This window comes from Micromonospora sp. H61, from assembly GCF_018070325.1.
Lineage (GTDB): Bacteria > Actinomycetota > Actinomycetes > Mycobacteriales > Micromonosporaceae > Micromonospora > Micromonospora salmantinae.
This window is the reverse complement of sequence record NZ_JAGPXY010000005.1, coordinates 1-25337: the sequence shown is the minus strand read 5'-3', so window position 1 is coordinate 25337 and position 25337 is coordinate 1. Positions and strand designations below refer to the sequence as shown.

At 72.8% G+C, this 25337-nt stretch carries 22 protein-coding genes and 1 riboswitch; of the genes, 11 read left to right on the top strand and 11 right to left on the bottom strand.

The features are described 5' to 3' along the window. Positions 1-24: 24 nt before the first annotated feature. A complete protein-coding gene (locus tag KBX08_RS04705; RefSeq protein WP_210781312.1) occupies positions 25-1695 on the top strand; it encodes a CDP-glycerol glycerophosphotransferase family protein in 1671 nt (556 codons plus the stop codon). Between the two features lie 4 nt (positions 1696-1699). On the opposite strand, the gene KBX08_RS04700 is transcribed toward KBX08_RS04705, so the two are convergent. From KBX08_RS04700 to KBX08_RS04680, 5 genes are all read right to left on the bottom strand, one after another. Continuing rightward, the gene (locus KBX08_RS04700) at positions 1700-2446 is read right to left on the bottom strand and encodes an alpha/beta hydrolase (RefSeq protein WP_210781311.1); all 747 of its coding nucleotides are present in this window, start codon (positions 2444-2446) and stop codon (positions 1700-1702) included. 124 nt (positions 2447-2570) lie between these two features. Then, positions 2571-3419, bottom strand: coding sequence for a C39 family peptidase (locus KBX08_RS04695; protein WP_210781310.1), 849 nt, complete (start codon positions 3417-3419; stop codon positions 2571-2573). 232 nt (positions 3420-3651) lie between these two features. Beyond that, a riboswitch (cyclic di-AMP (ydaO/yuaA leader) is annotated at positions 3652-3792 on the bottom strand. A gap of 284 nt (positions 3793-4076) precedes the next feature. Continuing rightward, entirely contained in the window at positions 4077-4847 is a 771-nt protein-coding gene (locus tag KBX08_RS04690; RefSeq protein ID WP_210781309.1) for a hypothetical protein, read from the bottom strand. Positions 4848-4982: 135 nt separating this feature from the next. Beyond that, entirely contained in the window at positions 4983-5405 is a 423-nt protein-coding gene (locus KBX08_RS04685; RefSeq protein ID WP_210781308.1) for a hypothetical protein, read from the bottom strand. Between the two features lie 91 nt (positions 5406-5496). Next, positions 5497-6732, bottom strand: a complete 1236-nt coding sequence (locus KBX08_RS04680) for an acyltransferase (RefSeq protein ID WP_210781307.1) — start codon at positions 6730-6732, stop codon at positions 5497-5499. 299 nt (positions 6733-7031) lie between these two features. Between KBX08_RS04680 and KBX08_RS04675 the strand changes: the two genes are divergently transcribed. Both KBX08_RS04675 and pseI read left to right on the top strand, forming a co-directional pair. After that, positions 7032-8195 (top strand): glycosyltransferase, encoded by a 1164-nt coding sequence (locus KBX08_RS04675; RefSeq protein WP_210781306.1) that lies wholly within the window; start codon positions 7032-7034, stop codon positions 8193-8195. A gap of 133 nt (positions 8196-8328) precedes the next feature. Further along, entirely contained in the window at positions 8329-9381 is a 1053-nt protein-coding gene (gene pseI, locus KBX08_RS04670) for a pseudaminic acid synthase (protein WP_210781305.1), read from the top strand. A gap of 23 nt (positions 9382-9404) precedes the next feature. Here the strand turns inward: pseI and KBX08_RS04665 are convergent, their stop codons facing one another. The 4 genes from KBX08_RS04665 to KBX08_RS04650 are packed head-to-tail and all read right to left on the bottom strand — an operon-like array spanning position 9405 to position 12189. Continuing rightward, complete coding sequence (locus KBX08_RS04665) at positions 9405-9860, bottom strand: hypothetical protein (RefSeq protein WP_210781304.1); 456 nt, start codon at positions 9858-9860, stop codon at positions 9405-9407. A 52-nt stretch (positions 9861-9912) separates the two neighbouring features. Further along, a complete protein-coding gene (locus KBX08_RS04660) occupies positions 9913-10668 on the bottom strand; it encodes an SDR family NAD(P)-dependent oxidoreductase (protein ID WP_210781303.1) in 756 nt (251 codons plus the stop codon). Next, positions 10661-11941 carry an AMP-binding protein gene (locus tag KBX08_RS04655; RefSeq protein ID WP_210781302.1) on the bottom strand — a complete coding sequence of 427 codons (1281 nt, stop codon included), beginning with the start codon at positions 11939-11941 and terminating at the stop codon, positions 10661-10663. The genes KBX08_RS04660 and KBX08_RS04655 overlap by 8 nt, the downstream gene beginning before the upstream one ends. Next, positions 11938-12189 (bottom strand): acyl carrier protein, encoded by a 252-nt coding sequence (locus KBX08_RS04650; protein WP_091401397.1) that lies wholly within the window; start codon positions 12187-12189, stop codon positions 11938-11940. Before KBX08_RS04650 ends, KBX08_RS04655 begins: the two co-directional genes overlap by 4 nt. A 100-nt stretch (positions 12190-12289) precedes the next feature. On the opposite strand from KBX08_RS04650, the gene KBX08_RS04645 reads away from it, so the two are divergent. Then, complete coding sequence (locus tag KBX08_RS04645; protein ID WP_210781301.1) at positions 12290-12799, top strand: GNAT family N-acetyltransferase; 510 nt, start codon at positions 12290-12292, stop codon at positions 12797-12799. Between the two features lie 100 nt (positions 12800-12899). On the opposite strand, the gene KBX08_RS04640 is transcribed toward KBX08_RS04645, so the two are convergent. After that, a complete protein-coding gene (locus KBX08_RS04640; protein WP_210781300.1) occupies positions 12900-14636 on the bottom strand; it encodes a hypothetical protein in 1737 nt (578 codons plus the stop codon). 364 nt (positions 14637-15000) lie between these two features. On the opposite strand from KBX08_RS04640, the gene pseB reads away from it, so the two are divergent. From pseB to KBX08_RS04605, 7 genes are all read left to right on the top strand, one after another. Next, a complete protein-coding gene (gene pseB / locus KBX08_RS04635) occupies positions 15001-15984 on the top strand; it encodes a UDP-N-acetylglucosamine 4,6-dehydratase (inverting) (protein WP_210781299.1) in 984 nt (327 codons plus the stop codon). Further along, on the top strand, positions 15981-17138 hold the full coding sequence (locus tag KBX08_RS04630; RefSeq protein WP_210781298.1) for a DegT/DnrJ/EryC1/StrS aminotransferase family protein: 1158 nt from the start codon (positions 15981-15983) through the stop codon (positions 17136-17138). The genes pseB and KBX08_RS04630 overlap by 4 nt, the downstream gene beginning before the upstream one ends. Before the next feature lie 10 nt (positions 17139-17148). Then, positions 17149-17997, top strand: coding sequence for a hypothetical protein (locus tag KBX08_RS04625; protein WP_210781297.1), 849 nt, complete (start codon positions 17149-17151; stop codon positions 17995-17997). Next, complete coding sequence (locus KBX08_RS04620) at positions 17987-19813, top strand: class I SAM-dependent methyltransferase (protein WP_210781296.1); 1827 nt, start codon at positions 17987-17989, stop codon at positions 19811-19813. Before KBX08_RS04625 ends, KBX08_RS04620 begins: the two co-directional genes overlap by 11 nt. Next, entirely contained in the window at positions 19810-20583 is a 774-nt protein-coding gene (locus tag KBX08_RS04615) for a glycosyltransferase family protein (protein WP_307850442.1), read from the top strand. Before KBX08_RS04620 ends, KBX08_RS04615 begins: the two co-directional genes overlap by 4 nt. Further along, positions 20580-21656, top strand: coding sequence for a PseG/SpsG family protein (locus KBX08_RS04610; RefSeq protein WP_210781397.1), 1077 nt, complete (start codon positions 20580-20582; stop codon positions 21654-21656). Before KBX08_RS04615 ends, KBX08_RS04610 begins: the two co-directional genes overlap by 4 nt. Before the next feature lie 66 nt (positions 21657-21722). Beyond that, complete coding sequence (locus KBX08_RS04605; protein WP_210781295.1) at positions 21723-22358, top strand: alpha-ketoglutarate-dependent dioxygenase AlkB; 636 nt, start codon at positions 21723-21725, stop codon at positions 22356-22358. A 13-nt stretch (positions 22359-22371) separates the two neighbouring features. On the opposite strand, the gene KBX08_RS04600 is transcribed toward KBX08_RS04605, so the two are convergent. Then, entirely contained in the window at positions 22372-25176 is a 2805-nt protein-coding gene (locus KBX08_RS04600) for a BTAD domain-containing putative transcriptional regulator (protein ID WP_210781294.1), read from the bottom strand. Between the last annotated feature and the right edge of the window lie 161 nt (positions 25177-25337).

Below are 25337 nucleotides of genomic sequence, written 5' to 3'. Positions count from 1 at the left end.
CTGCGGAACCACGAACGGAGCGACATGCGCGGCGACCTGGTCCGAAAGCTGGCCGCCCGGTGCCTGACCACCGGGTTGGCCGTGCTGGCCTTTGTCGTGCTGGCGCTGACCGGCGCCACCGGCTGGGGGCTGGCGTTGGCCGTCGCCGCGCTGGCCGCCTCGGCCGCTGAGCAGCGGATCCGGCCCAGCGCCGACCTGGTGGCGGAGACCGCGTTGATCGCCGCGGCGATCCTGGTCGGTTACTCCCGGCGACTGGACGACGGGCTCAGCCTCGCGCTGGTCGCCACCGGGCTGGTCCTGCTGGGGCTGGTGCTGCTGGTGGGGCCGCTGCGCACCGCCGGCAGTCTGGAGATCCGGGCGGCCAACCTGCCGGTACGCGCCCGCACGCCGATGATCGCCGACCGGCTCGGCACGGCCCTGCTCGGGCTGCTCGCCGCCCTGGCGCTCGCCGCCGCGCTCGCCCTGCCGGCCGGTGTGGCGCTGGCCGCCAGCCTGCTGGTCGGCGCGGGCGCCGGTGCGGTCGCGCTGGACCTGGCCCGGCGACGGTTCCGGCCACGGTCCGGCGGCGGGGCGGTGGCCGCCGCGCTGCGCCCGCACCAGCCGGAGTTACTGCTCTACTTCTCCGCGCCTCCCGGCTCGGAATACCAGGTCACCATGTGGCTGCCGTACCTGGAACGGATCGGCCGGCCGTTTCTGGTCGTGCTGCGTGAGCCGGAGTTCCTGGCCCCGATCGCGGCGGCCACCGACGCGCCGGTGGTCTACTGCCCCACCCTGGGGGCGATGGACGAGGCGTTGGTGCCGAGCCTGCGGGCGGCGTTCTACGTCAACCACGGTGCGAAGAACAGCCACTGCGTCCGCTTCACCCAGCTCACCCACATCCAGCTGCACCACGGCGACAGCGACAAGGCGCCGAGCGCCAACCCGGTGTCGGGGATCTTCGACCGGATCTTCGTGGCCGGGCAGGCGGCGATCGACCGGTACGCCCGCGCCGGAGTGCAGATCCCGGCGGACAAGTTCGTGGTGGTGGGTCGCCCACAGGTCGAGTCGATCGAGGTGCGCCCGGAGCCCGCGCGAGGGTTGGCGCACCCGACCGTGCTCTACACGCCGACCTGGACCGGGCACCACGCCGACGCCGACTACTGCTCGCTGCCGGTGGCCGAGAGCCTGCTGCGCCGGCTGTTGGAGCGCGGCGCGACGGTGATCCTGCGAGCCCACCCGTACACCAGGCAGAACCCGGCGTCGGCCCGCCAACTGGGCCGCCTGACCGAGCTGCTCGTCGCCGACCGGGCCCGCACCGGCCGCCAGCACGTGGTCGGCGCGGCGGCTCGGGAGCTGAGCCTGACCGAGTGCGTCAACTCCGCCGACGCGCTGGTCTCCGACGTGTCCGGCGTGATCTCGGACTTCCTCTACTCCGGAAAGCCGTACGCGGTCACCGACATGGGCGACGAGGGTGACCGGTTCGTGGAGCGGTTCCCGCTGGCCGGGTCGGGTTACGTGCTGCGCCGGGACATGTCCAACGTGGACGAGGTACTGACCGCCCTGCTGGACACCGACCCGCTGGCCGAGGCCCGCTGGGCCACCCGCCGCCGCTACCTGGGTGACTTCCCGGCCGAGGCGTACGCCGAGGCGTTCCTGACCGCCGCCCGCCGGGAGCTGGCACCGGCTGGGACACTGACCGCGTCCACACCTGCCTGACCGCTCAGCGGTACGGGTCGAGCAGCGCCAGCACCGCCGCCGGGTCCTCCACGTGCGCGTTGTGCCCGAGGCCGGGCAGCGTGGCGACCGGTACGCCGTACTCCTTGAGCTGTTCGTCGGTGACCATCGGGTCGTTCTCCCCGCGTGCCAGCAGCACCGGCACGTCGGTCGCCGCGAGCAGCGCGGCCAGGTCGGGCTCGCCGACGGCGAAGGCGGCCGGGTCCATGGCGAGGCGCCACCGGCCGTCGACCTGGCGCAGCCCGGCGTCCACCACCGGGTGGTCCGGCGAGACCAGGCCGGCCAGCCCGGAGACCCGCAGGTAGCGGCGAGCCGCCTCGGTGCGGCTGGCGAACCAGCTCACCGGGCGGGCGGCGACTTCGGCGGCGCGGGTCAGCTCAGCGGGTGACCAGAGTGCCTTGATGCCCAGCCCGACGACCGCGTCCACCGGCGTTCCGGCGTCGCGGGCGGCAAGCGCGAGACCGACCACCCCGCCCAGCGAGTGCCCGAGCACCACCAACCGGTCGTCGGGGGCGAGCGCCTGCGCGACCTGCTGGGCGAAGCCCGGGAAGGAGTACGACGGCAGCGGCGACGCCCAGCCGTGGCCGGCGAGGTCCGGTGCCAGCCACCGCCCGGGCCAGTGCTGCTCGAGGTACGGGGCCCAGGGCAACCACACGTCCCCGGTCGCTCCCATGCCGTGCAGCAGCAGCAGGACCGGCCTGCGGCCGGCGTGACCACCCGTCTTCTCCACCACGGCCGCAGTCTCCCACGGTTCACGGTCGGGTACGAGAGCCGTCGATGACGGGACCACGCGGACAGACGCCGCGGGCGCCGGCCCCTTGTGGAGGACGGCGCCCGCGGCGGTCAGCGTGCCCGGGTCAGGCGGAGTAGCCCCGGCTGGTGATCCAGTTGGCCAGGTCGATCGTGGTGATCCAGTACGACGGGTCGGCCGGGTTCGCCGAGTCGGCGATGCGTACGGTGCGGCCGTTGTCCTTGTAGCCCACGACGGCGATGTAGTGCCCGCCGCCGTAGGAGTGCCAGCCGCCGTCGGTGTCGGTGGCGTCGCCGACGACGTTGGCCACCACGCCCCGGCCGTCGGTGATGGCCTTCACCACGTCGGCCTGGAGCCGGTCCATCTGGGCCGGGCTGGGCGCGCCGGGGAACATCCGGGTCCGGTACGGGGAGCCCTTCACCTCGGCGTTGAGCACCCGGGTGGTGTCCTCAGCCGAGTTGGTGCCCATCTCGGTGGTGCCCAGCTCGGCGCCGAGCTCCTCCTGGGTGCGGTCGATGCCGGCGGCGCTGAGCGCGTTCCGGGTGGCCGCCGGGCCGCAGTTGTAGTAGGTGTTCTGCGCCTCGTAGTCGTAGTCGAGCACCTTGGTCGCGGGCGGCTTCGGCCGCTCCTGCTTCCGGGTGAGGTCCGGGTTGCTGCTGGCCTTGGCGGCGGGCGACGCGGCGCTGGTGGCCGGGGCGGCAGTGGTCGGTGCGGCGCTGGCCGAGGGGGAAGCCTCCCGAGCCTCGCCGCGGGAGGCGGCGACGTCGCTGCGCATCTCGGCGACAGTGGTCGCGGTGCGCTGGCCGGCCGGGGCGTCGTCGGCAGTGGTGAGCAGGGCGCCGGTGGTGGTGGCGATCGCGAGGGCCGCGGCGGAGGCGGCGACGATCTGGTACGGGCGCTCGGTGGCGAGGCGGCGGAGCTGACGCTGCAGGGTGTGCTTCACGGGGTCCTCCACGGATCGGGGGGAGAGCGGCACACCGGGGCCGGACCGGTATCCGGGCAGGCGCCAGCGCGCGGACCGTGGTCCGCGGATGGTGAACCGCTCAGGGGAACGCCCGGCGTGGCCGGGCGGGGAAGGCGATGACCCGGGGGTCAGCTCACCGTCACTGGACGGATGAGCGGGTGCACCGCCGCGCCGTGGAGGCGAGGGAACAACCGAGGGGTGGAAAGGTGCTGCACGAGGATGGGACTCCTTCCGACACCGCCTACCGGGTTAGCTGACGGATTCGGGCGGGAAGACGCCCTACCGCGGGCCGTGGCTCGCGGATTCACCCCGGACTTACTGGTGGGTCCCCGGTTCGTTGATCACGATTAAGCGGGTCGGTGCGGCGTCGCGTCTTGCGATCGGTTACCGCACCGGACGGGACGACACTACTGGCGTCTCAACGCCCTGCCAAGCCAGGTTCACCTGCGTAAACCCCAATTGGCGCGACAATTTCTGCGCGTATTGCCGATGATGTGACTCGATGGGACAACCGGTTACGGCGACGCCTGCGGGCGACAACCGGACAGGCCGCAAAGAACGCGGCCACAATCGCGGGATCAATGCCGCCGATCGCGTCGGACGTCCGATTTCCCGATTGGGTGACCGGCCTCACATCACGGATTGGGCTCAACCCACCCGGGCCGGGCGCCACAGTGCCACGACGGCGGGACGCAACGCCCCGGCCACCGTGCGGCGCGCGGGTACCAGGGTCGGGTGGAGCCGGGCCGCCGCCGCGTACGCCTCCTCGGCGAGGGCACGAGCCGACTCGGCGGCCAACTCCGCGTCACGCCAGGCGGCCCGCTCACGGCCGGCGGCCACCTGGTAGTCGGCCAGCCGCGCATCCCGGACCACCCGGCTGATCAGCACCTCCTGCTCGACCGGGTGCCGCCGGGGATCCCAGCCGCGCCGGTGCCCGAACACGTCGCCGAGCTGCGCCATGGTCAGCTCCCTCCGCCAGTACGCAGCCATCACCGCCCGGTGCAGATAGCGCTCCCGGGCGGCGTACTCGGCGGGGGTGTGCGGGGTCTGCGGGGTGGGCAGCGCACCGGCGCCAGCGAAGCGACGCGCTGCGGTGTCCGCCTCGTCGTACCCGATCCAGGCCCGCTCCAGCTGTTCCTGAGCAGTCAGCCAGGCGGCACGCCGCCGCTTGGCGGTGGTGGCCGCGCCGGCCGCGGCGACGGCCACCTCCTCGGCGTAGCGGCGCAGGTCCACGGCCTCGGCGGCGGCCACCTCCCGAGGAGTGGGCCCGGCCGGGAGCGGGTCGTCAGTGGGCCGGTCCCGTTCGGGGCGGGCGGCCAGCACGGAGAGCAGGCCCAGGGTCAGCAGGAACAGCGTCGACCAGATGGCGGCGGCCCGCGGCACCTCGGTCACGAACTGGTAGAAGACGACTGTCTCCATGGTCGGCACCTCGGGGAGGATGAGCAGTGCGATGGGGAGCCGCGCCGATCAGCGGGCCACTGTGGGCCACGGGTCGGCGGGTCAGGGAGCGGGTGGGTCGACAGGGCACGGTGGCGGGACGGTCGTCCCGGTGGCTCAGCGCCCGGGTGGGGCCCGGGAAGCCCGACCGCTCGTACCGTCGACGAGGGGCAGCCGGCCGAATTCGGCCGCGCGGACCGGCAGCACGCCGGCCGCGATGGCGGCCTGATCATCGGGGAGCGCCACCGGCGTGTCGACCGACCATGTCGGGACCGACTCCTCGGCGGCCTCCGGCGGTATCGCCGCGGCCGGGCGGGCAGCACCGGGTGCCGCGGAGTGCCGGCAGGAGGCCGCCAGCGGGCCGGCGGCGACAGAGGCCGGCACCGCGCTCGACGTCGGCACCGGGCCGGGTGTTGCCGTGGTGGCCGTGGCCGGGCCTGCGCCGAGCGCCAGGGCCGCGACGACGGCGAGGCTGGTCAGCACCCGAGTCGCCCAGCGCGCCACCCACCACAGCGGACAGGTGAACGCGACCGGAAGCACGCCCCAACGCTACCGTCGCGCCGAGCCGGGCGCACCGACCACGGGCGTGTCGGATCGCGCCGCGCCGACCCGTTGACCAGGGTGGACGTTGTCAGCGCAGGTCGACGTACGGTGATCGCCCGCCGGCCTGACCGACCTCGTCGGCAGGTCCGTCGACCTTGCCGCGGGCGCTGCTTGCGGGGTCCCGTGCGTCGTCGTCGCCGGCCGCGCGTTGTCGGGGGACGGGCGCCGGACGGGCCGCACGGCGCGGCGCGAGCCGGCGCATCATCGGGGTTTCGACGAAGCGGTGCAACAGCCCGGCGAGGATCAGGTTCGCCGCCAGGAAGCCGAGCACCACGGCCGGGCCACGCCAGCCCGCGAAGCCGATCCCCCAGGTCCCGCTCCAGCGCAGCACGCTCGTCATCACCAGCACGTGCACCAGGTAGAAGGCGAACGAGACCTCACCGAGCCAGACCAGCGGCCGGGACCGCCACGGCGAGCGCCGACCCCGCACGTCCGCGTCCGCGGCCGCGGTGATCACCAACAGGTACGCGACCGCGAGCAGCGTGGTCCACAGCTCGGCGCGGATCCACTGCGCGGCCGCCACCCAGGTGACCAGGAAGATCCCGCTGGCCACTGTCAGACCGGGACCGCGCCACAGCCCCCGGCGCATCAACTCGGCAGCCACCGCGCCCAGCCAGAACTCCAGCGACCGTACCGGCGGGAAGATCTGGGTGAACCACCAGCGGCTCACCTCCGGCACCAACTCCTGCGCCGGCCAGAGCGCGAGGATCAGCAGCGGCAGCGCGACGATCAGCGTCCAGAGCAGCTTCGGTCGGGCCCGGCGCAGCAGCGGCAGCGCCAGCGGCAGACAGAGGTAGAAGAAGAACTCGCAGGACAGCGACCAGCTGACGGTGTTGATGCTGTAGAACCAGCCCGGCCGGGGGTCCCACGCCTGCAACAGCAGCAGGTTCTCCAACGCCGCCGCCGGCAGGACCGGGTCGGCGAACCACCAGGCGACCACGAGCGTCGCCGCGAACAGCACCAGGTGGTTCGGGTAGATCTTGGCGATCCGTCGCCGCCAGAAGGTACGCCGGGAGTCGCCCTCGCGGGCCGACCAGACCAGCACGAAACCGCTGAGGATGAAGAAGAACTGCACCCCGGAGAGACCGAGGGTGAACAACGCGTCGATGACGGCCTTGTAGTCCGGCTCGGCGATGATCCGCATGGTGCCGGCGTGAAAGCCGAAGACCAGCAGAGCGGCGATCCACCGCAGCCCGGTCAGCGAGGGCAGCCGGGGCAGGGCCGGTGCCGGCCGGGCGGCCGACGTCGCGGCGACGCTCGTCATGCCGGGATCCCGGCGCTCGGCAGGGTCACCAGCACGGTCGTAGCCTCCTCGTCGCGGCGTCGGACGGCGCGACGGCGACGCCCACGACGACCCGGCAGGGCCGCACCGAGGCACCCTACCGGGTCACTCCCGGGTGAACCGGACGCATCCCACCCGCCCCGCGAGCCCACGTTCCCCGGGCCGGAAACCGACCACCGGCCCGGCGTTAACCTTCCGCTGGGCTGGAGTTCAGAGAGTCCACCATCGGCGGCAACGTCAGGTTCCGGGGCCGGCCACCCGGGTCGTCGAAGGTGGCGGACGTGGTCAATGAGCCGACGCCCGCACCGCTGCTGAGCATCGTCGTGCCCGTCTACGGCGTCGAGGCGTACCTGTACCAGTGCCTCGAGTCGATCCGGGCCGACATCCCGGTGGGCGAGTCGGACACTGTCGAGCTGATCGCCGTCGACGACGCCTCCCCGGACGGCTGCGGCGACATGCTCCGCTCGTACGCGGTCAGCCGCGACGGCGTGCGCGTCGTGCACCTGAGCAGCAACGTGGGTCTGGGGCTGGCCCGCAACGCCGGGCTCGACGTGGCCAGCGGCCGGTACGTCTGGTTCGTCGACAGCGACGACTGGTTGCCACCGGGCACGATCGCGGCGGTGCTGGACCGGCTTCGCCAGCACCAGCCCGACGTGCTGATGCTCGACCACCTGCGGGTACACGAGGACGGTCGGCGGGAGATCGACGCGAGCAGCCCGCTGCTATGCGGAATCACCGGCGTGACCCGGTTGACCGACCAGCCGCAGCTGCTGCGGGTGCAGCACACCGCCTGGAACAAGGTGGTCCGCCGCGACTTCATGGACGAACTGGAGCTGCGTTTCTTCCCCGGCTGGTACGAGGACATCCCGTTCAGCCACCCCCTGCTGATCGGGGCCGAGAAGATCTCCGTGCTGGACCGGGTCTGCTACCTGTACCGCCAGGGCCGTCAGGGCGCGATCACCTCCACCCGCAGCGGCCGGCACTTCGACGCCTTCGCCCAGTACGAGCGGCTGATGGACTGGGTCGCCCGGAAGCACCCGGACGAGCGGTTGCAGGCCGAGCTGTTCGAGCTGATGATCAGCCACTACCTCGTGGTGGTGGGCAACGACGGCCGGCTGCACCCACACCTGCGGCGCGACTTCTTCCACCGGGCCGCCGCGCACTACCGTCGGTACCTGCCCACCGGCGGCTACCCGCTGCCCCCGGGCGTGGCCGGGCTCAAGCACCGCCTCGTCGGGCGGGGTGACTGGGTGGCGTACTCGGCGCTGCGCCAGGCCCACCGGGTCGCTGGTCGCCTGCGTCGGTCCGGCCCGGTGGGCGGCGCCGAGGGCGGTTCGGTCGCCGCCGACGAGGACCCGGGGCGAGGGGCGAGCGCCGGGCCTACCCGCGACGGTGGGCTCGCGCCGGAGCGGCGCGACACGCTGGCCGTCGGCCGGCTGCCGTGATCGACCCCACCGCGGAGCACGCCGGGAGCCGGGACGGCTCCCGGCGCCCTGATTTCCCAGGTCGTCCGCCCGCCGGGTGGGCGACGACAGCACCACCGCACCCCGGTGCGGGCGTACCTGAGCAGAGGCCGGAATGACAGCGACAATCAAGATCGGACCGCACGCGGTCGGTGCCGGGGAGCGACCGTTCGTGGTCGCCGAGATGTCCGGCAACCACAACGGCGATCTGAACCGGGCGCTGGCCATCGTCGACGCGGTGGCCGCGAGCGGGGCGCACGCGCTCAAGCTCCAGACGTACCGGCCGGACACCATCACCATCGACGTCGACACCCCGGCGTTCCGAATCTCCAGCGGGCACGAGCTGTGGGGCGGGGAGAACCTGTACCGCCTCTACGAACGGGCGCACACCCCGTACGAATGGCACGCCCCGATCTTCGAGCGGGCCCGCGAGCGTGGCCTGACCGTCTTCTCGTCGCCGTTCGACGCGACCGCCGTGGAGCTGTTGGAGTCGCTGGACGCGCCCGCGTACAAGATTGCCTCGTCGGAGCTGGTCGACCTGCCGCTGATCCGACTGGTGGCCAGCACCGGCAAGCCGATGGTGATCTCCACCGGGATGGCGACGGTCGCCGAGATCGACGCCGCCGTGCGCACCGCCCGGGCCGGCGGCGCGGCGAGCATCGTCCTGCTGGCCTGCACCGCGTCCTACCCGGCCCCGCCGGCCGACAGCAACCTGCGCCGGTTGCCGGTGCTGGCCGGCGCGTTCGACGTGCCGGTCGGGCTCTCCGACCACACCCCCGGCATCGGGGTGGCGGTCGCCTCGGTGGCGCTCGGCGCCTGCTTCATCGAGAAGCACGTGACGCTGGACCGGGCCGACGGCGGCGTGGACTCGGACTTCTCCCTGAACCCGGCGGAACTCACGGCCCTGGTCGCCGAGTCCGGGCGCGCGTTCGAGGCGCTGGGCGGCACCGCGATCGGGCCGACCCCCGCGGAGCGGGAGGGGCTACGGTTTCGCCGGTCGCTCTTCGTGGTCGAGGACGTCCGGGCCGGCGATCCGGTGACCGCGCACAACGTCCGCTCGATCCGGCCGGCCGGCGGGCTGGCGCCCGTGGAGATCGACCGGGTCCTGGGCCGCACCTTCACCACCGACGTCCCCCGAGGCACCCCCCTGAGCTGGAATCAGATCTAACCCCCGCCCCGGCGATCTTGCACTTACTGCCCCGATTGAAGGCGCGAAAGCCGCGATTCGGCGTCAGAAAGTGCAAGATCGCGGGACGGGAGGGTCGGGGCGAAGCCGACGGTGACCACCAGGTCGGCCACCCGGAGGGTCCGCCAGACCGCCGATCCGTCGGCCGGCGTACCCAGACCATGGCGCCGCCACCAGACCGCCACCGACACATCGGCCAACTTGCACCAGCATTCGGCCCGGGTCCAGCGGGCCCAGAAGTCCGCCGTACCGAACCGGCGGGCCAGCGCCGGGGGCACCGGGGCGTCGGCGCGCTCCGCGTCGACGGCCACCCGCCAGCCGGGCGCCGGTGGGCCGTACCAGCCGACGCACCGTCCATCATCAAGGTGACTGCGGGTGACCGCGTCGGCCGTCGCGGCCGGCGACCCGATGCGCAGATGCTGCTCGGCGGCGGCGAGCAGCCCCGGCACCGGACGCGGCACGGCCGCCCCGCCGTGTCGTGCTGGTCGCACCGGCAGGGGAACCGGCCGCAGGTCAGATGGCGGCGGCACCGTCCACCACGATGACCTGGCCGTTGATGTTGGTGTGCTCCCGCAGCAGCATCCGCACGACCGGGGTGACCTCCACCGGCTCGGTCAGGTGACCGGTCGGGGTGCGGCGCACGATCTGGTCGAGCTGGGTCGGACCGAGCACCGCGGACATCTCCGAGGCGAAGAACCCGGGCGCGACCGAGTTGACAAGCATCCGGCCGCCCAGTTCGCGGGCGAGCGAGCGGGTGGCGGCGTCCATGCCGCCCTTGGTGGCCGAGTACGCGACAAGGCCGGGGAAACCGCGCTGCCCGCAGATCGAGGTGATGTTGACGATCCGCCCGCGCAGCCCCTTGGCGAGCATCCGGCGGATCACCAGCCGGGTCAGCTGTAGCGGGGCCGTCAGGTTGGTCTCGATGATCCGGGCGATGTCGTCGGTGGCGGTGTGCGCGTGCAGGGAGTCCTGCCCCATGGCGGCGTTGTTGACGATGCCGTCGATCGGGCCGAGGCGCTGCTCCACCTCGCGGACGAAGCTCTGCGCGGCGCGCAGGTCGGTGACGTCCACCGAGCCGACGTGCACCCGGTCGGGGTGCTCGGCGGCGAGCTTCTCCAACTCCGGGGTGATGGTGCGGGCGAACGCGGCCACGCGTACGCCCGCGTCGAGCAGGTCGGTGACGATGGCCAGGCCCAGGCCACGGGAACCGCCGGAGACGAGGACCACGGAGCTGGGCGGGACGAGCTGGGTGTCGACGGGCTCAGACATCGCTCTTCAGGGTCTCCTTGACGGGAATGTCGGTCAGGACGCGAATGCGGCGCGGCACCGCGTGCTCGGGGAGCCGGTCGGCGCACCAGCGGACCAGCGCGGCCTCGTCCGGCACACCGGTGTCCACGCCGGACGGGTCGGCAGCGGCGAGGACCACCTCGGCGACCACCATCCGCCCGAGCACCGGGGCGCGGCGGCCGGTCACCCTGGCCCAGGCCACCGCCGGATGACCGGCGAGCACGCCGCGGACCACACCGGCGGAAACCTTGCTACCACCGACGTTGATCTCGTCGGAGTCCAGTCGGCCGGTGATCAGCACCCGGCCGTCGAGCACCTGCACCCGGTCCCCGGTGCGGATCGGGCCGGCGAGACCGGCCCCGTGGTACGGGGAGGTGACCACCAGCTCGTCGTCGCGGACGGAGAGCGTCGGCCGGCCCGGGGTTTCCCGGTCCAGCCAGTCGACCGGGAACCCGGCCCGCCCGTCGTGCACCACAATGGACGCCCCCACCTCGGAGGACGCGTAGATCCAGGAGATCCGTGCCGCCGGGAAGACCTCCCGCAGCTGGTCCAGGATCGCCTGGTCCACCGGTTCCCCACCGAGGGTGATCTGGCGCAGCGGCACCCGGCCCAGCGCCTCGGCGTCGCGGTAGAGGGTGCGCCGCCAGAAGGTCGGGGTGCCGGAGGCCGCGTCCACACGGTGGGCGGCCGCGACAGTGGGCCAGTCGTCCAACTCGTCGGGCTCGACCACCACCAGGTGCTGACCGGGCTGGGTCAGCGACAGGGTGACGACCTGCCACCAGGCGTACGTCCCGGGGGCGTACGGGCAGAGCCAGGTCCGGTCGGGCTGGTCGGCCCGCACTGTGGTCAGCGTGTCGAGGGTGTGCCCGACCCGCTTCGGACGCCCGGTGGAGCCCGAGGTCAGCAGCCAGAGCCGGCCCGGCTCGGCGGCTCGCGGCCGGGCCGGTGCGCTCGGGTGCACGCCGTCGCCGTCGAGGACGCCGACGGTGAACCCGGCCTGCAGCAGCTCGGCGCGCATCACCGCGTCGACTCGACTCGCGGTGCTGAGCAGCAGCTCGGTGCCGTGCACGGCGTGCTGCCGCGCCGCGGTGAGCGCGTGCACGGCCGAGCGGGCGAGCACCGCCGCCGGGTCGGGCAGGGTGGGCGTCGGCAGCGAACGCCAGGTGAGCGCGGTGCCACCGACGACGAGCCGGTTGTCGACACCGGCCGGCTCCGGGCTGGCGGGGACGGGGTGGCGCGACGTCGCGACGGTCACTGGTGTTGAAGCTCGACGAGGAAGTCGAGGACGTCCCCGACGGTGGCGATGCGACGCAGCCCGGGGGCGTCGAAGTTGAGCTCCTCCCCCGTCTCGTCCTCCACCCGCAGGGCCAGCTCGGAGAAGTCGAGCGACCGGAAGCCGATCTCCCGCAACTGCGCCGCGTCGTCCGCGGGCAGCTCCTTGTCCTGATTCTTCAACACCTGAGCCATGAGGTCGCGGATCTGCGCGCGACTCAATTCGTTCATGCGCCGCAGTCTACAACCCAACGAATGCATATCTGATTTCCCGGTAGGCCCGGGTAAGGTGCCGGAACCCGACGTGAACGGCTAGGAAAGCGAGACGCACGTGCTGCGCGAAGCGACGACGGACGACGTTCATCTGATGTTGTCCTGGCGTAATCAGGAAACCAATCGACAGGTCAGCAAGACCAGTCACGAGATCACCGCCGAGGAGCACGCCCGGTGGTGGTCGGCGGTCCGCGACGATCCGTCCCGGCGGGTGCTGGTGTACGTCCGCGACGACCTGCCCTGCGGTGTGGTCACCTTCTTCGACCTGCGGTTGGACGGCCCCCGCACCGGCGCCTGGGGCTTCTACCTCGACGCCGATGGGCTGGACGGGCGGGGCGAGACACTGCCGGCCTGGCTGGGGGTCATGCGGGAGGCCGTCGAGTACGCCTTCGACGGGTTGCACCTGGACCGACTCGACGGCGAGGTGCTCGGCCACAATACCGTCGTACGGCAGATGAACCGACGTTTCCGATTCGTCGAGGGCACCCCGCGACAGGAGCTGTCCGACGGCCGGGAAATCACCGTCATCCCGATTTCCCTGGCTCGGGCGGACCGTCGCCAACGCTGATTGTCGGACCTTTTCCGCGATGGACGGGAACCATTAACCGACAGTGCTCCCGGTGGACATCCGCCGTTAACGAACAGCGGTGTCCACCGGGCGCGGTGGGTCAGCCCCGCCGCCAGGCCGCCCAGCGCTGCTCCGGGTTGCCACCGAGCCGGACGAAGCCGTAAGCCGTGCCGTTCCAGTCGTCGATCTGCCCGGGTGCCCAGCGGGCGAACACGACCTGCGCCGCGGCCGGCGGCTGCTTGTCGCCGAACCACCGGACGTCGGTCCAGGTCACCTGGTGGCTGAGGTTGAACCGGAGGACGTAGTGCACGCCGGTCGAGGCCCACACCCGCTCACCGGGGCGTACGCCGACGTCGGCCACCCGGGGCGTCGGGGCGGTGCTCTCGGCGGCCGGTCGCACGATCCGTTCGTCGATCACCTGCATCGTGACGAGGTTGACCACCACGAGGGCGCCGAGGATCGGCAGCCGCAGGCGGGGCACCCGGGCCGCGGCGACGAGCAGCACACAGCCGGCGATGCCGACCAGCGACCCGACCACCGGTCGCAGCTCACGCCAGCCCCCGGTCAACGCCACCAGGTCCGGCGCGCTGAAACCGCCGTAGCGCAGCTGGTGGCCCTGGCTGGCCACGTACGCGAGTCGGGCCGCGATCAGCGCACCGCCACCGACCAGCAGCGCCACCGCGACGGCCGCCCGGCGCAGCACCACCCGCCACCCGGCGGTGAACAGCACCCCCAGCCCGACCAGCAGCCAGAACGGCGCGAGCATCTGCACGTACCGGCCGTAGATCGCGTCCAGCGGCTTGCCGGTGATGCCGGACAGGATCACCGACGCTCCCCCGGCCACCCCGACGGTCACCACCAGCGCCACGCCCATCGTCCAGCGGGCCGCGTCGCCGTGCCGTGGACGCCACAGCTCGCGGACCGCCCCGGCCCAGGCCACCCCGGCCAGTCCGAACGTGATCACCACGAGGTACCAGAGCTGGGTGGTGACCGCGGCGCTCACCCGGACCACGCCCTGGGCGGAGGCGATCGCGTCGAGCGTGCTGCCGCCGGGAGTGCTGCCGAGCAGGTAGACCTTGCCGCCGAGGTAGCGGATGGCGGCTTCGTTGACCAGCGCCATGGCGAGCACCGGCAGCAGCGCCGCGAGCACCACGGGCGGGCTGATCCGGCGGCGAACGAACAGCAGCAGGACCAGCCCGGCGTGCACGGCCACGATCACCAGGCCACGGGAGTGCAGCAGGTGGAACCCGCCGACCAGCAGGCCCACCGTGGCGGCGGCGAGCGGGCCGGGCCGGGTGATCCAACGGTGCACGGCGAGCAGCCAGGCGACCACGAGCGGCGCCATCACCGCGTCGATCATGGCGACGCCCGCGTAGAAGGCGGTGGCCGGCAGGGTCGCCGCAACCACCGCGCCGAGCAGCGCGTACGAGCGGCGCAGCTGGAACAGGCGACGACCGAACAGGTACGCCAGCGGCAGCAGCGTCGAGTTCACCATCGCGTTGATCAGCTGGACGATCCGGTAACTGTCGGTGAAGTGCCGGTCCCCGAGGAACGCCGGCGAGATCAGCATCGGGTAGCCGACCCGGCGCAGCAGGTCGTTCTCGCTGCTGAAGCCTCCCGGGCCGCCGGCCAACGCGCGGGCGGTGTTCAGGTAGCTGTCCTCGTCGGTGTGGGCGATGGGCAGCACGACGTGCCGGGACCACCACATCCGCCAGGCCACGCTGAGCACCCAACCGACGACCAGCAGCAGCGGCACCAGCCAACGTCGGGCCGGCGGGCCGCTCGGCGTCTCGGCCACCACCACCGGCCGTTCGATCACGTCACTACCGGGTGCCATGAACGCCTCCAGAGTTGCCGGCCGGACCGGGCCCGCGCTGATCCGACGGGCCACCGGCCGGCGTCGGTGACGCCCGGGGTGGCCCGCTCGCACCGAGGCGGTGTGGATGTCGGGTGAACGTGGGACCCGGCTGCGCGTCGGGCCGCCGGGTCGTTCGCGCGGTCACTGTAACGGCCCGGTCCGACCAGGTCAGCCCACATCCGGGCCGGTCGGAAGTGTTCGCCTAAGCGGTGTTCGGCATTCACGGGAGCAGGGGTTGTGGTTCACCCGCGAGCGCCGAGGAGTTAACCCGGCATGGCTAGCGTGTCACCCCGGTCGGCCGGCCCAGGGCCGCTCGTTCATCCACGAACACGGGAGCACCACATTGAGTGAGTTGAATGGATCGTCCATTCTGATCACCGGCGGAACTGGTTCCTTCGGCAGGACGTTCCTCCGGCACATCCTCAACGAGGCCGACCCCGCCCGCGTGGTGGTGTTCTCCCGCGACGAGCTCAAGCAGTACGAGCTGCGCCAGCAACTCGGCGACGACCCGCGGCTGCGCTGGTTCATCGGCGACATCCGGGACCGGCACCGCCTCACCCGGGCCATGCACGGCGTCGACCACGTGGTGCACGCGGCCGCGCTGAAGCAGGTGGACACCGCGGAGTACAACCCCTCGGAGTACATCGCCACCAACATCACCGGCTCGCAGCACGTCGTCGACGCGGCGATCGAGGCCGGCGTCAAGAAGGTCATCGCGCTCTCCACCGACAAGGCGTCCAGCCCGATCAACCTGTACGGGGCGACGAAGCTGGTCGGTGACAAGCTGTTCGTCTCGGCCAACCACTACGCCGCCCAGCACCCCACCCGGTTCTCGGTGGTGCGCTACGGCAACGTGGTGGGCAGCCGCGGCTCGGTGGTTCCGCTGTTCCGCCGGTTGGCCGCCGAGGGCAAGAGCCTGCCGATCACCGACAAGCGGATGACCCGCTTCTGGATCACCCTGGACCGGGCCGTGCAGTTCGTCATGGACTCGTTCGGCCAGATGCAGGGCGGCGAGCTGTTCGTGCCGCGCATCCCGAGCATGCGCATCCTCGACCTGGTCGAGGCCGTGGCCCCGGACGCCACCACCCACGAGATCGGGATCCGGCCCGGCGAGAAGCTGCACGAGGAGATGATCGCGCCCGACGACAGCCGGCGGACGCTGCGCGCCGACGGCCGGTTCATCGTCCAGCCGACCATCGCCACCTGGGGCTACCAGGCGCCGGTCGACTGCGACCCGGTGCCGGACGGCTTCGCCTACCAGTCGGACACCAACGACGAGTGGCTCACCGTCGAGCAGTTGCGCGACATGCTCGGCATCAACGGATGACGGGGATGCTCCCGTACGGCCGGCAGTCCATCAGCGAGGACGACGTCGCGGCCGTCGCCGACGTGCTGCGCGGCGACTGGCTCACCACCGGTCCGCAGGTCGACGCCTTCGAGGCCGACCTCGCCCGGTGGACCGGCGGAGTCGGTGTCGCCGCCGTCTCCAACGGCACCGCGGCGCTGCACGTGGCGTACGCGGCGGCCGGGGTGGGGCCGGGCGACGAGGTGGTCGTCCCGCCGATGACGTTCGTGGCGACCGCCAGCAGCGCGGTCGCCCTCGGCGCGAAGATCGTGTTCGCCGACGTCGACGACGAGACGTTCTGCCTCGACCCGGCGGCAGCCGCCGCCGCGCTCACCTCGCGGACGAAGGTCGTCGCCGCTGTCGACTACGCCGGCCACCCCGCCGACTACGACGCGCTGCGCACGTCGGTCGAGGGCAGCGGCGCGCTGCTGCTCGCCGACGCGGCGCACTCGATCGGCGGGACGTACCACGGTCGGCCGGTCGGTTCGCTCGCCGACCTGACCACGTTCTCGTTCTTCCCCACGAAGAACCTGACCACCGCCGAGGGCGGCGCCGTCGCCGCGCTGGACCCGGAGATCCTGAAGCGGGCCCGCCGGTTCCGTGGCGTCGGCGTGGTCCGCGAACGCGACGACCTGCGTTTCCCGGACGAGGGCCGCTGGCACCAGGAGGTGCACGAGTTCGGGCTGAACTACCGGCTGCCGGACGTGCTCTGCGCCCTCGGCCGCAGCCAACTGCGTCGGCTCGGCGAGTTCACGGCCCGCCGCAGCGCCCTGGTCGCCCGCTACGACGAGGCGCTGGCCGACCTGGACGGCGTGCTGCTGCCAAACCGCAGGTCGTGGGCCGACCCGGCCTGGCACCTCTACCCGATCCGGGTGCTCGACGGACGTCGCCGCGAGGTGTACGACCGGATGCGGGCCGCCGGCATCGGCGTCCAGGTCAACTACATCCCGGTGCACTGGCACCCGGTCTTCGCCGACCTGGGCTACCGGCGCGGGTCCTGCCCGGTGGCCGAGTCGTTCTACTCCCAGCAGCTGTCGCTGCCGCTCTACCCGGGGCTCAGCGACGCCGACCAGGACCGCGTCATCGACGCGCTGACCGCCGCGGTGCGGGGCGGCTCGGTGCGTTCCGCCGCCTGATGGGAACCTGATGCACCACGCCAACCACTTCTACGGCCACGCGCACGTACTGGCCCGGTACGCCGGCCTCGGCGACCGGCACCCACCCCGGATCAACGGGTACGTGCAGCACGGCTGGAACATCGGCGACGGCCTGGCCCCCGGCCACCCGTACGCCGACCGCACCCCCAGCCTGCTCTGGTCGGAGCAGACCCGCCGCCGGGCCTGGTCGGTGGGGCGACGCAACGTTGTCGTCATCGGCGCGCCGTTCAGCTACCTGTTGGCCATGCGCCCCGAGCAACCACCGGCCGAGGAGCGGGAGGGCACCATCTGGTACCCGTTCCACGGCTGGGAGGGTCAACACGTCAAGGGCGACCACCGCAAACTGATCGCCCTCATCAAGGACACCGAGCCCGGCCCGGTCACGGTCTGCCTCTACTGGCACGAGTACCGGATGCGCAACGTGCGCCGGCTCTACGAGCGCGCCGGGTTCCGGGTGATCTGCCACGGCTACCGGGGACACTGGTGGAAGGACACCGATCCGGAGTTCCTCGACCGGCAGCTCACCGAGCTGCGCCGTCACCGCCGGGTAGCATCCAACCGGCTGACCAGCGCGATCTTCTACGGCATCGCGGCCGGGTGCGAGCCGGCCGTCTACGGCGACCCGATGATCCTGTCCAACGAGGACCCCACCTTCGGCGGCACCGCCCGGATCCGACGGCAGTGGCCGCAGCTGCACGGCGCCACTGTCGACCTGCCCACCGCGGTCGAGATCGCCCGCGCCGAGCTGGGCACCGACCACCGCTGCACGCCGGCCGAGCTTCGCGAGCTGCTCGGTTGGGCGAACCTCCAGGAGGAAGAGGAAGACCGTGACGACTGAGACGGCACCCGCCGACCGGATCACCCTGCCGGGCGGCGAGATGCTGGCCTGGTCGGACCTGCCGCAGGAACGGCTGGCCAACGGTGGGCCGCTCGCCGCGCTGGCCGCCCGGTTGGTGCCGCCCGGCGCCCGGGTCCTGGTGGCCGGTCCACACGACCCGGCACTGCTCGACCAGCTCACCCACGCCGAGGTGACCTGCCTGCTGCGCAGCCACCCGGACGCGGTGGCGCTGGCACACCGGGCCGGCCGCGTGGTGGTGGGTGGCCCGGCCGGGCTGCCCGACGACGAGACGTACGACGTGGTGATCGCGGCTGCCGGGCTGGACCCGGTGGAGTCGGTGGAGGGCACCCGGCTCGGCTGGGACGGTGTGCTGGCGCGACTCGTCGCCGCGGTACGACCGGGTGGCTCGTTGCTGCTGCGCCTGGACAACCCGCTGGGCCTGCACCGGCTGGTCGACACCACCCCCTGGTACGCCAGCCGCGACGACTCCGCCTGGGTGATCGGCGGCGTGCTGGACCGCGCCCACCCCGCCAACCGGGACCAACTGCGCGAGCGTCTCGGCGCGGCGGGACTGCGGCCGGCCGCGTGCTGGGCCACGTACCCCGATGTCAACGCCCCGACGGCGCTGCTGGACGCCGACCACCTCGACCGGGACGCGGGCTCCGGCCTGTTCGACGCGGTGCTGCACGGCGCCTGCGCCGGGGGTTTCACCAGCGCCACAGTGCTCCAGGACCCGGCCCGGCTCGCGGTGGACGCGCTGCACGCCGGACGCGCCGCCGACCTCGCACCGGGCTGGCTGACCCTCGCCCACCGGCCCGCCGACCCCACGGACCCGACCACGCCGACCCTCGACCGGGACCTGCCGGTGGCTCTCGTGCAGAACGGTCGCCCCGGGATCGGCGTGCTGGAGGTGCTGCACGGCCCCTCCGGTTGGCGCTGGGGGCTCATGCCGACCGCCGACCCGACGACGCCGGCCGTCGCGCCGTTCGCCAGCCGCGAGGCCGCGTACCGGGACGCGGACGCGCTGTCCGGACCGGTGCCGTCCGGCCGGCTGCTGCGTACCCTGCTGCTCGACGCGGCCCTGCGCCGCGACCTGGCCACCCTGCGCGCGCTGCTGCGCGGGTACGCGGGTTGGCTCGCCGACCAGGCCGACACCGACGGCCGGATCGCCGGCGCGGCGGCGCTGGCCGGCACCGACAACGTGGTGGTCGACGGCGAGCGGTACGCGGTGCTCGACCCCAGCTGGCGGGCCACCGCCGCGCTGCCCGGCGACGTGGTGCTCGCCCGCGGGCTGTGGCGCTTCGCCGCGGGCCTGCTCACCGGCGGGTACGCCCACCCGTGGTCGTCCACTCTCGACGTCGAGGGCCTGACCGTGGTGCTCGGCGGACTCGCCGGCCACGAGATCGACCGCGCGACAGTCAGCGAGGCGGTCGAGGTCGAGGCGGCCATCACCGCCGCGCTGCACGGGCTGGACGTCGGCGCCGCTGTCGGCCTCGCCACCGAACTGCAGGCCGTCGCGCCGACCGACCCGCCGGTCGGCGGGCACAGCTACCAGCAGCTGCGCGAGGCGTGGCTGCGCCAGCGCGAGGAACTCACCCGGTTGGCCGCGCTGACCGCGTGGACCGAGGAGTTGCTCACCTCGCGGGAACGGGCGCTACGCCGGGCCGAGACGACGATCGGCCTGCTCAGCGGATCAATCAGCTACCGGGTGGGCCGGCTCGCCATCACCCCGGCCCGGCTGGCCAAGCGGGGTGCCCGCGCCGCCAAACGGCGGGCCACCGCTGTGCTGGCCCCCAAGCAGGAGGAGCAGCAGTGACCGCCGTACCGGTGCCCGGGGTCGACACGGACGACGCGGGGCCACGGATCGTCGGCATCGTGCAGGCTCGCATGGGTTCGTCCCGGCTGCCCGGCAAGGTGCTCCGCCCGCTCGCCGGACGGTCCGTGCTGGGCCGGGTCGTACGCGCCGCCCGGGACAGTGGCGTCCTGGCCGACCTGGTCGTCGCCACCAGCACCGACGCGGTCGACGACGCGGTGGCCGCCGAGTGCGCCCGCCTCGACGTGCCGTGCCACCGCGGGCCGGTCGACGACGTGCTGGACCGGTTCGTGGGCGCCCTCGCGGCGCACCCGGGAGACGCCGTCATGCGGTTCACCGCCGACTGTCCCCTGCTCGACCCGGAGATCATCACCCTGGTCGCGTCGGTGTACCGGGCGGTTCCCGGGCTGGACTACGCCAGCACGTCGATCGCCCGGACCCTGCCCCGAGGGCTGGACGTCGAGATCATCCGAGCGGCGACGCTGCGCACCCTGGGCCGGCTCGCCACCGACCACCACCGGGTGCACGTCACCTCGTACGCGTACACCCACCCGCAGCTGTTCCGGGTGCTCGGGGTGACGCTCACCCCGGACCGCTCCGCGCTGCGGCTCACCCTCGACACCGAGCAGGACTGGACGCTGGTCAGCGCGATCATCGACCACTTCGGTGACGTCAGCGTGCCGCTGGCCAAGCTCGCCGACTGGCTCGACGGTCAACCCCGGCTGCGCGCGCTCAACGCCGACGTACGACAGAAGCACCTGGAGGAGTCCTGAGCACCCTGAGGGTCGGGTTGCGCTGCGACGCCGGGCCACGGCGCGGCGTCGGCCACCTCGTCCGCTGCCTGGCTCTCGCCGAGGAGTTCCTCGCCCGAGGCGCCGCCGTCACCGTGTTCGGCACCGTCGAACGGCTCGACTGGGCAACCGCGGAGCTGGCCGCGCGGGGCATCCCGCTGCTCCCCGGCCCCGACTCGGCGGCCGAACTGGTCGAGGCGGCCCGCCGACACCACCTGGACGCACTGGTCCTCGACTCCTACGAACTGGACCCGGCCGCAGCCGGCGCCCTGCGCGCCGCCGGCGTCTACACCCTCGCCATCATCGACGGCGACAGCCGGGGCCAGGTCGCGGACCTCTACCTCGACCAGAACTTCGGAGCGGAGCTGCAAAGGCCGGGGCCTGGGACGGAACTGCCCGGTCGGCTGCTGGCCGGGAGCGGGTACGCCCTGCTGCGCGACACCGTGATCAGCGCCCGGCCGCCGGTCGCCCCGCCCGCCACGGCGGTCAGCCGCCCCCGGGTGCTGGCCTTCTTCGGCGGCACCGACGCGGTCGGCGCGGCGCCGGTCCTCACCCGGGTGCTGGTGGCCACCGGTCACCCGATGGACCTCACTGTCATCGTCGGGCGACCCGAGATCGAGGCGGAGGTCGACGATGTCGCCCCCGGCCGTGGTCAGACCATCCGACCGGTCCCGCCCACCACCTCGCTGCCGGCACTGATCACCGAAGCCGACCTCGTGGTCAGCGCCGCCGGTACCTCCACCTGGGAACTCTGCTGCCTCGGCGCACCCAGCGCACTGGTCTGCGTGGTCGACAACCAACGTGAGTCGTACACCCGGGTGGTGCGGCACGGCCTGGCCGCCGGCCTCGGCGAACTGCCGGAGCTGACCGCCGGCGGCGTCGCCGGACGAGCCGCCCGTGCGGCGGCGGCACGGACCCTGCACGGGCTGCTCAGCTCGCCGCAGCGACGCGCGGCGCTCGCCACGCGCGCCTGGTCCACCGTCGACGGGCAGGGCCGGGCGCGGGTGGTTGACGCGGTGTTCGACGCCGTGCGCGCCGCCACCGTCCCCGGCTGACCGCAGCAGGCCAGGCCACGGTCCAGGGCTAGCACGGGTGTACGAAAGTGCTGCTAGGGTGGCTGCATGACGCCTGCCGCCTACCAGCCGTCGATGCTCGACCTGGCCGACTCCGGGCCGACCCTGAGGCCACTGCCCGGCCAGATCCGCCGGCACCAGCTCAGCCGGGGCGCATGGGTCGACCACCTCCCCGGCTGGGTGCGCGGCTCCGACACGGTCCTCGACACCCTGCTCACCGAGGTGCCCTGGCGTGCCGAACGGCGCACCATGTATGACGCCGAGGTCGACGTGCCCCGTCTGCTCTGCTGGTACGACGGCGCGAGGCACCTCCCCCACCCCGTCCTCACCTCCGCGCGGGCCGCACTCACCGAGCACTACGCGCCCGAGCTGGGCGAGCCCTTCGTCACGGCCGGCATGTGCCTCTACCGGTCCGGGCGCGACAGCGTGGCCTGGCATGGCGACACCATCGGCCGATCGGCGCACACCGACACGATCGTCGCGATCGTCTCCTTCGGAGCACCCCGACCGCTGCTGTTGCGCCCACGCGGCGGCGGCGAGAGCCTGCGCTTCCCGGTGGGCCACGGCGACCTGATCGTGATGGGCGGCTCCTGCCAACGCACCTGGGAACATGCCATCCCCAAGACCACCCGCCCCGTGGGCCCCCGGGTGAGCGTCCAGTTCCGCCCCCACAACGTCGCCTGACTCTCGCCCCGTACTACAGACGTTCAAGGCGGTGGCGGACCTCCTCGGCTGCGGGGTCGCCCACGTCCTCGTAGATCCGCGCAGCCAGGCGCCACGCGGCAGCGGCAGCGTTCCGGTCGCCCATCCCTTCCCGGGTGTCCCCGAGTCGGATGAGGGTCTCCGCCTCGTGATACCGGTCCGCAGAGTCGCGGAAAAGTTTGATCGCCTGCTCGTAGCAGTCGGCCGCGCGGTCGCGTTCACCGAGGCGGTCGTAGGCGAAACCGAGGCTGTCCAGCGTCGCGGCCTGACCGTTGCGGTCGTCGGTCCGTCGTTGCTGGTCCAGGGCCTCTGTGCAGCTGGCGATGGCCTGGACATAGTCGCCGGTGGTGGCGAGCAGCCAACCGATCGCGTTGAGCGTCCGGGCTTCGCCCGCGTGATTGCCGACCTGCCGGTAGAGCCGTAGCGCCTCGCGACCGTGTGCGAGCGCCTCGTCGAGCCGGCCGTCCAGATAGCAGAGTTCGCAGTAGTTGTGCAGCGTCTGGGCCTGGCCGATCGGGTCGCCGAGACGTTCGTGCAGCTCAAGCGCGCGCCTGAGCCGATACTCGGCAGTGGTGCGGTCGCCCAGTCGGGTCAGCGCGCGGGAGACCAGCCGGTTGGCGACGGCCTGACCGGCGAGGTCGTCGATCTTCTCTGCGGCCCCCAGCGCGACCTCTTGAATGGCGAGCTGGTCCTGCCAGAGGCCGCGCGGCGCCACGAAGGTGGTCAGCGCCCACGCGATCTGCCAGGCGTAGGTTTCGAAGCCGTTCTCGGCGGCCTGTCGGACCACCCGGACCAGCACCCGATGCTCCGCCGTGAACCAGGCGAGCGCGCCGTCGTGATCGGTCACCGACCGCCTGGCGGGTGCCGGCAGCGGCGGCACCGGCTCGATCGGGGGCCACTGCGGCTGGAGTAGCCGGGCGGCCGGATAGGCGGCGTGCAGGTAGTGGTCGTACAGACGCTGCCGGGCTGCGACATGTTCGTCGCCGCGCTCCGACGACTGTGCGAGCTCGGCCGCGTAGGCCCGCAGAAGATCGTGGAACGCGAACCGGCCGGGCGCATGCTCCGCCAGCAGGTGGAGCCGGGTCAGCTCCCGCAAGATCGGCGTGACGGCAGCGGCAGACACACCGGCGAGCGCCGAGGCCGCAGTGCTGGTCAGGTCCGGGCCCGGATGCAGCCCCAGCAGGGTGAACAGCCGGGCCGCGTCCGCCCCCAGGGCCAGGAACGACCACGAGAAGACGCGCCGGACGTCGCCGTCGGCCAACGCGTCCAGCCTCGCCTCGGCCGCGTACAGTTCGGCGGCTATCGCGCTGAGCGGAAAGGTGGGATGGGTCGCGACGCGCGCCGCCACTATCGACAACGCCAACGGAAGCCGGCCCGAGGCCTCGATGATGTCCGCCACCGCCACCGCCTCGGAGGCGATCCGGCTGATCCCGAGACGTCTGGCGAGCAGGCTCCTCGACTCCTCCGCCGTGAGCACGTCCAGTGTCAACGGCGTGGCACACTCGGCGGCGATCAGGCCGCCGAGCCGGTCACGGCTGGTGACCACGACCATGCAGCGGCCCGCACCGGGCAGCAGTGCGCGCACCTGGGCGGAGTCGCGAGCGTTGTCGAGCACCAGGAGCATCCGCCGCGAGGCCAGCAGACTGCGGTAGAGACCAGTCCGGGCCTCCATGTCGGAGGGTATCCGGGCGTGGGGCACGCCGAGCGCTTCGAGGAAGCCGGACAGGGCGTCGGGCGGGGACACCACGCCGGCCTCGTCGTAGCCGCGAAGGTTCACATAGAGCTGCCCGTCCGGGAAGCGGTCGGCAACCAGGTGCGCCCAGTGCAACGCCAGGGCCGTCTTGCCGACCCCGGCCATTCCGGACACCACAGAGATGGCGCCGCTCGTCGGGGCCCCAGCCCCGCCACGCAGAAGCCCGTCGAGGCTGGCCAACTCGGCGCTGCGTCCGACGAACTCCGGCACCGCACGCGGCAGCTGCTCGGGGCGCTGAATGAGCGGCCCCACTCCCGTGTCCGGCGCCGGCCGGTCCGACCCCGTCGGCGGTTGCGCCGCCAGTCCCGGACGGTGATGCAGGATGTCGTCGTACAGCGTGACAAGCTCAGGTGCGGGGTCGAGGCCCGTCTCCTCCGCCAGCGTCTGTCGGGCCTGCCGGAAAGCATCAAGTGCGCCGGCTACGTCCCCGATGCGGTACAGGCCCACCATCAGCTGGCCCCACGCCCGCTGCCGCAGCGGGTGCCGGTCGAGCAGGCCGCGCAACCGGTGCACGACGTCGGCCGACGCGCCGAGGGCCAGCACCGCCTCGGCGTAGTCCTCCTCGACGAGCAGCCGACGCTCCTCCAACTGCGCCACCCGCCGAGCCAGCGTCGAGCGCAGCGGCAGGTCGGACAGCGGTGCACCACGCCACAGGCGCACCGCGGCGGACAGTTCAGCCTCGGCCCGGTCCAGATCGGAAGTGGCGAACGCCTCACGGCCACGCGCCGCCGCGGCGTCGAACAGGTCCACGTCCCGTTCGCCTGGGCCCACCCGAAGCAGGTAGCCGCCGGCCGCAGCGGTTATCCCGTCCCAGGTCGCCCCACCGCCCAGCGACCGCCGCAGCCCGCGCACATAGGTGCGCAGGTTCGCCGCGGCCGACGCCGGCTCGTCGTCGCCCCACAGCATCGCGGCCAACTCGTCGGTGCCGACGACCTCATTCGGGCGCAGCAGCAGGGTCGCCAGCAGGAGACGCTGCTTCACCGAGCCCAGCGGAACCGGCCGGTCGTCGCGGTACACCCGGAACGGGCCAAGGAGTTCGAAACGCAACCAGGCACCTCACATGTGGACGCTGCCGTGTTCCGCCACGCGTACCACACCCGGACAATCGGGCGAGTACATGCTCTGTGCGTGAGTTGTGCGGGGGTTGTACCGGCCCCACCGTACCTTCTCCAAGGGGGGACCCGGAGCCCGTACGGCTCGCACCAGTT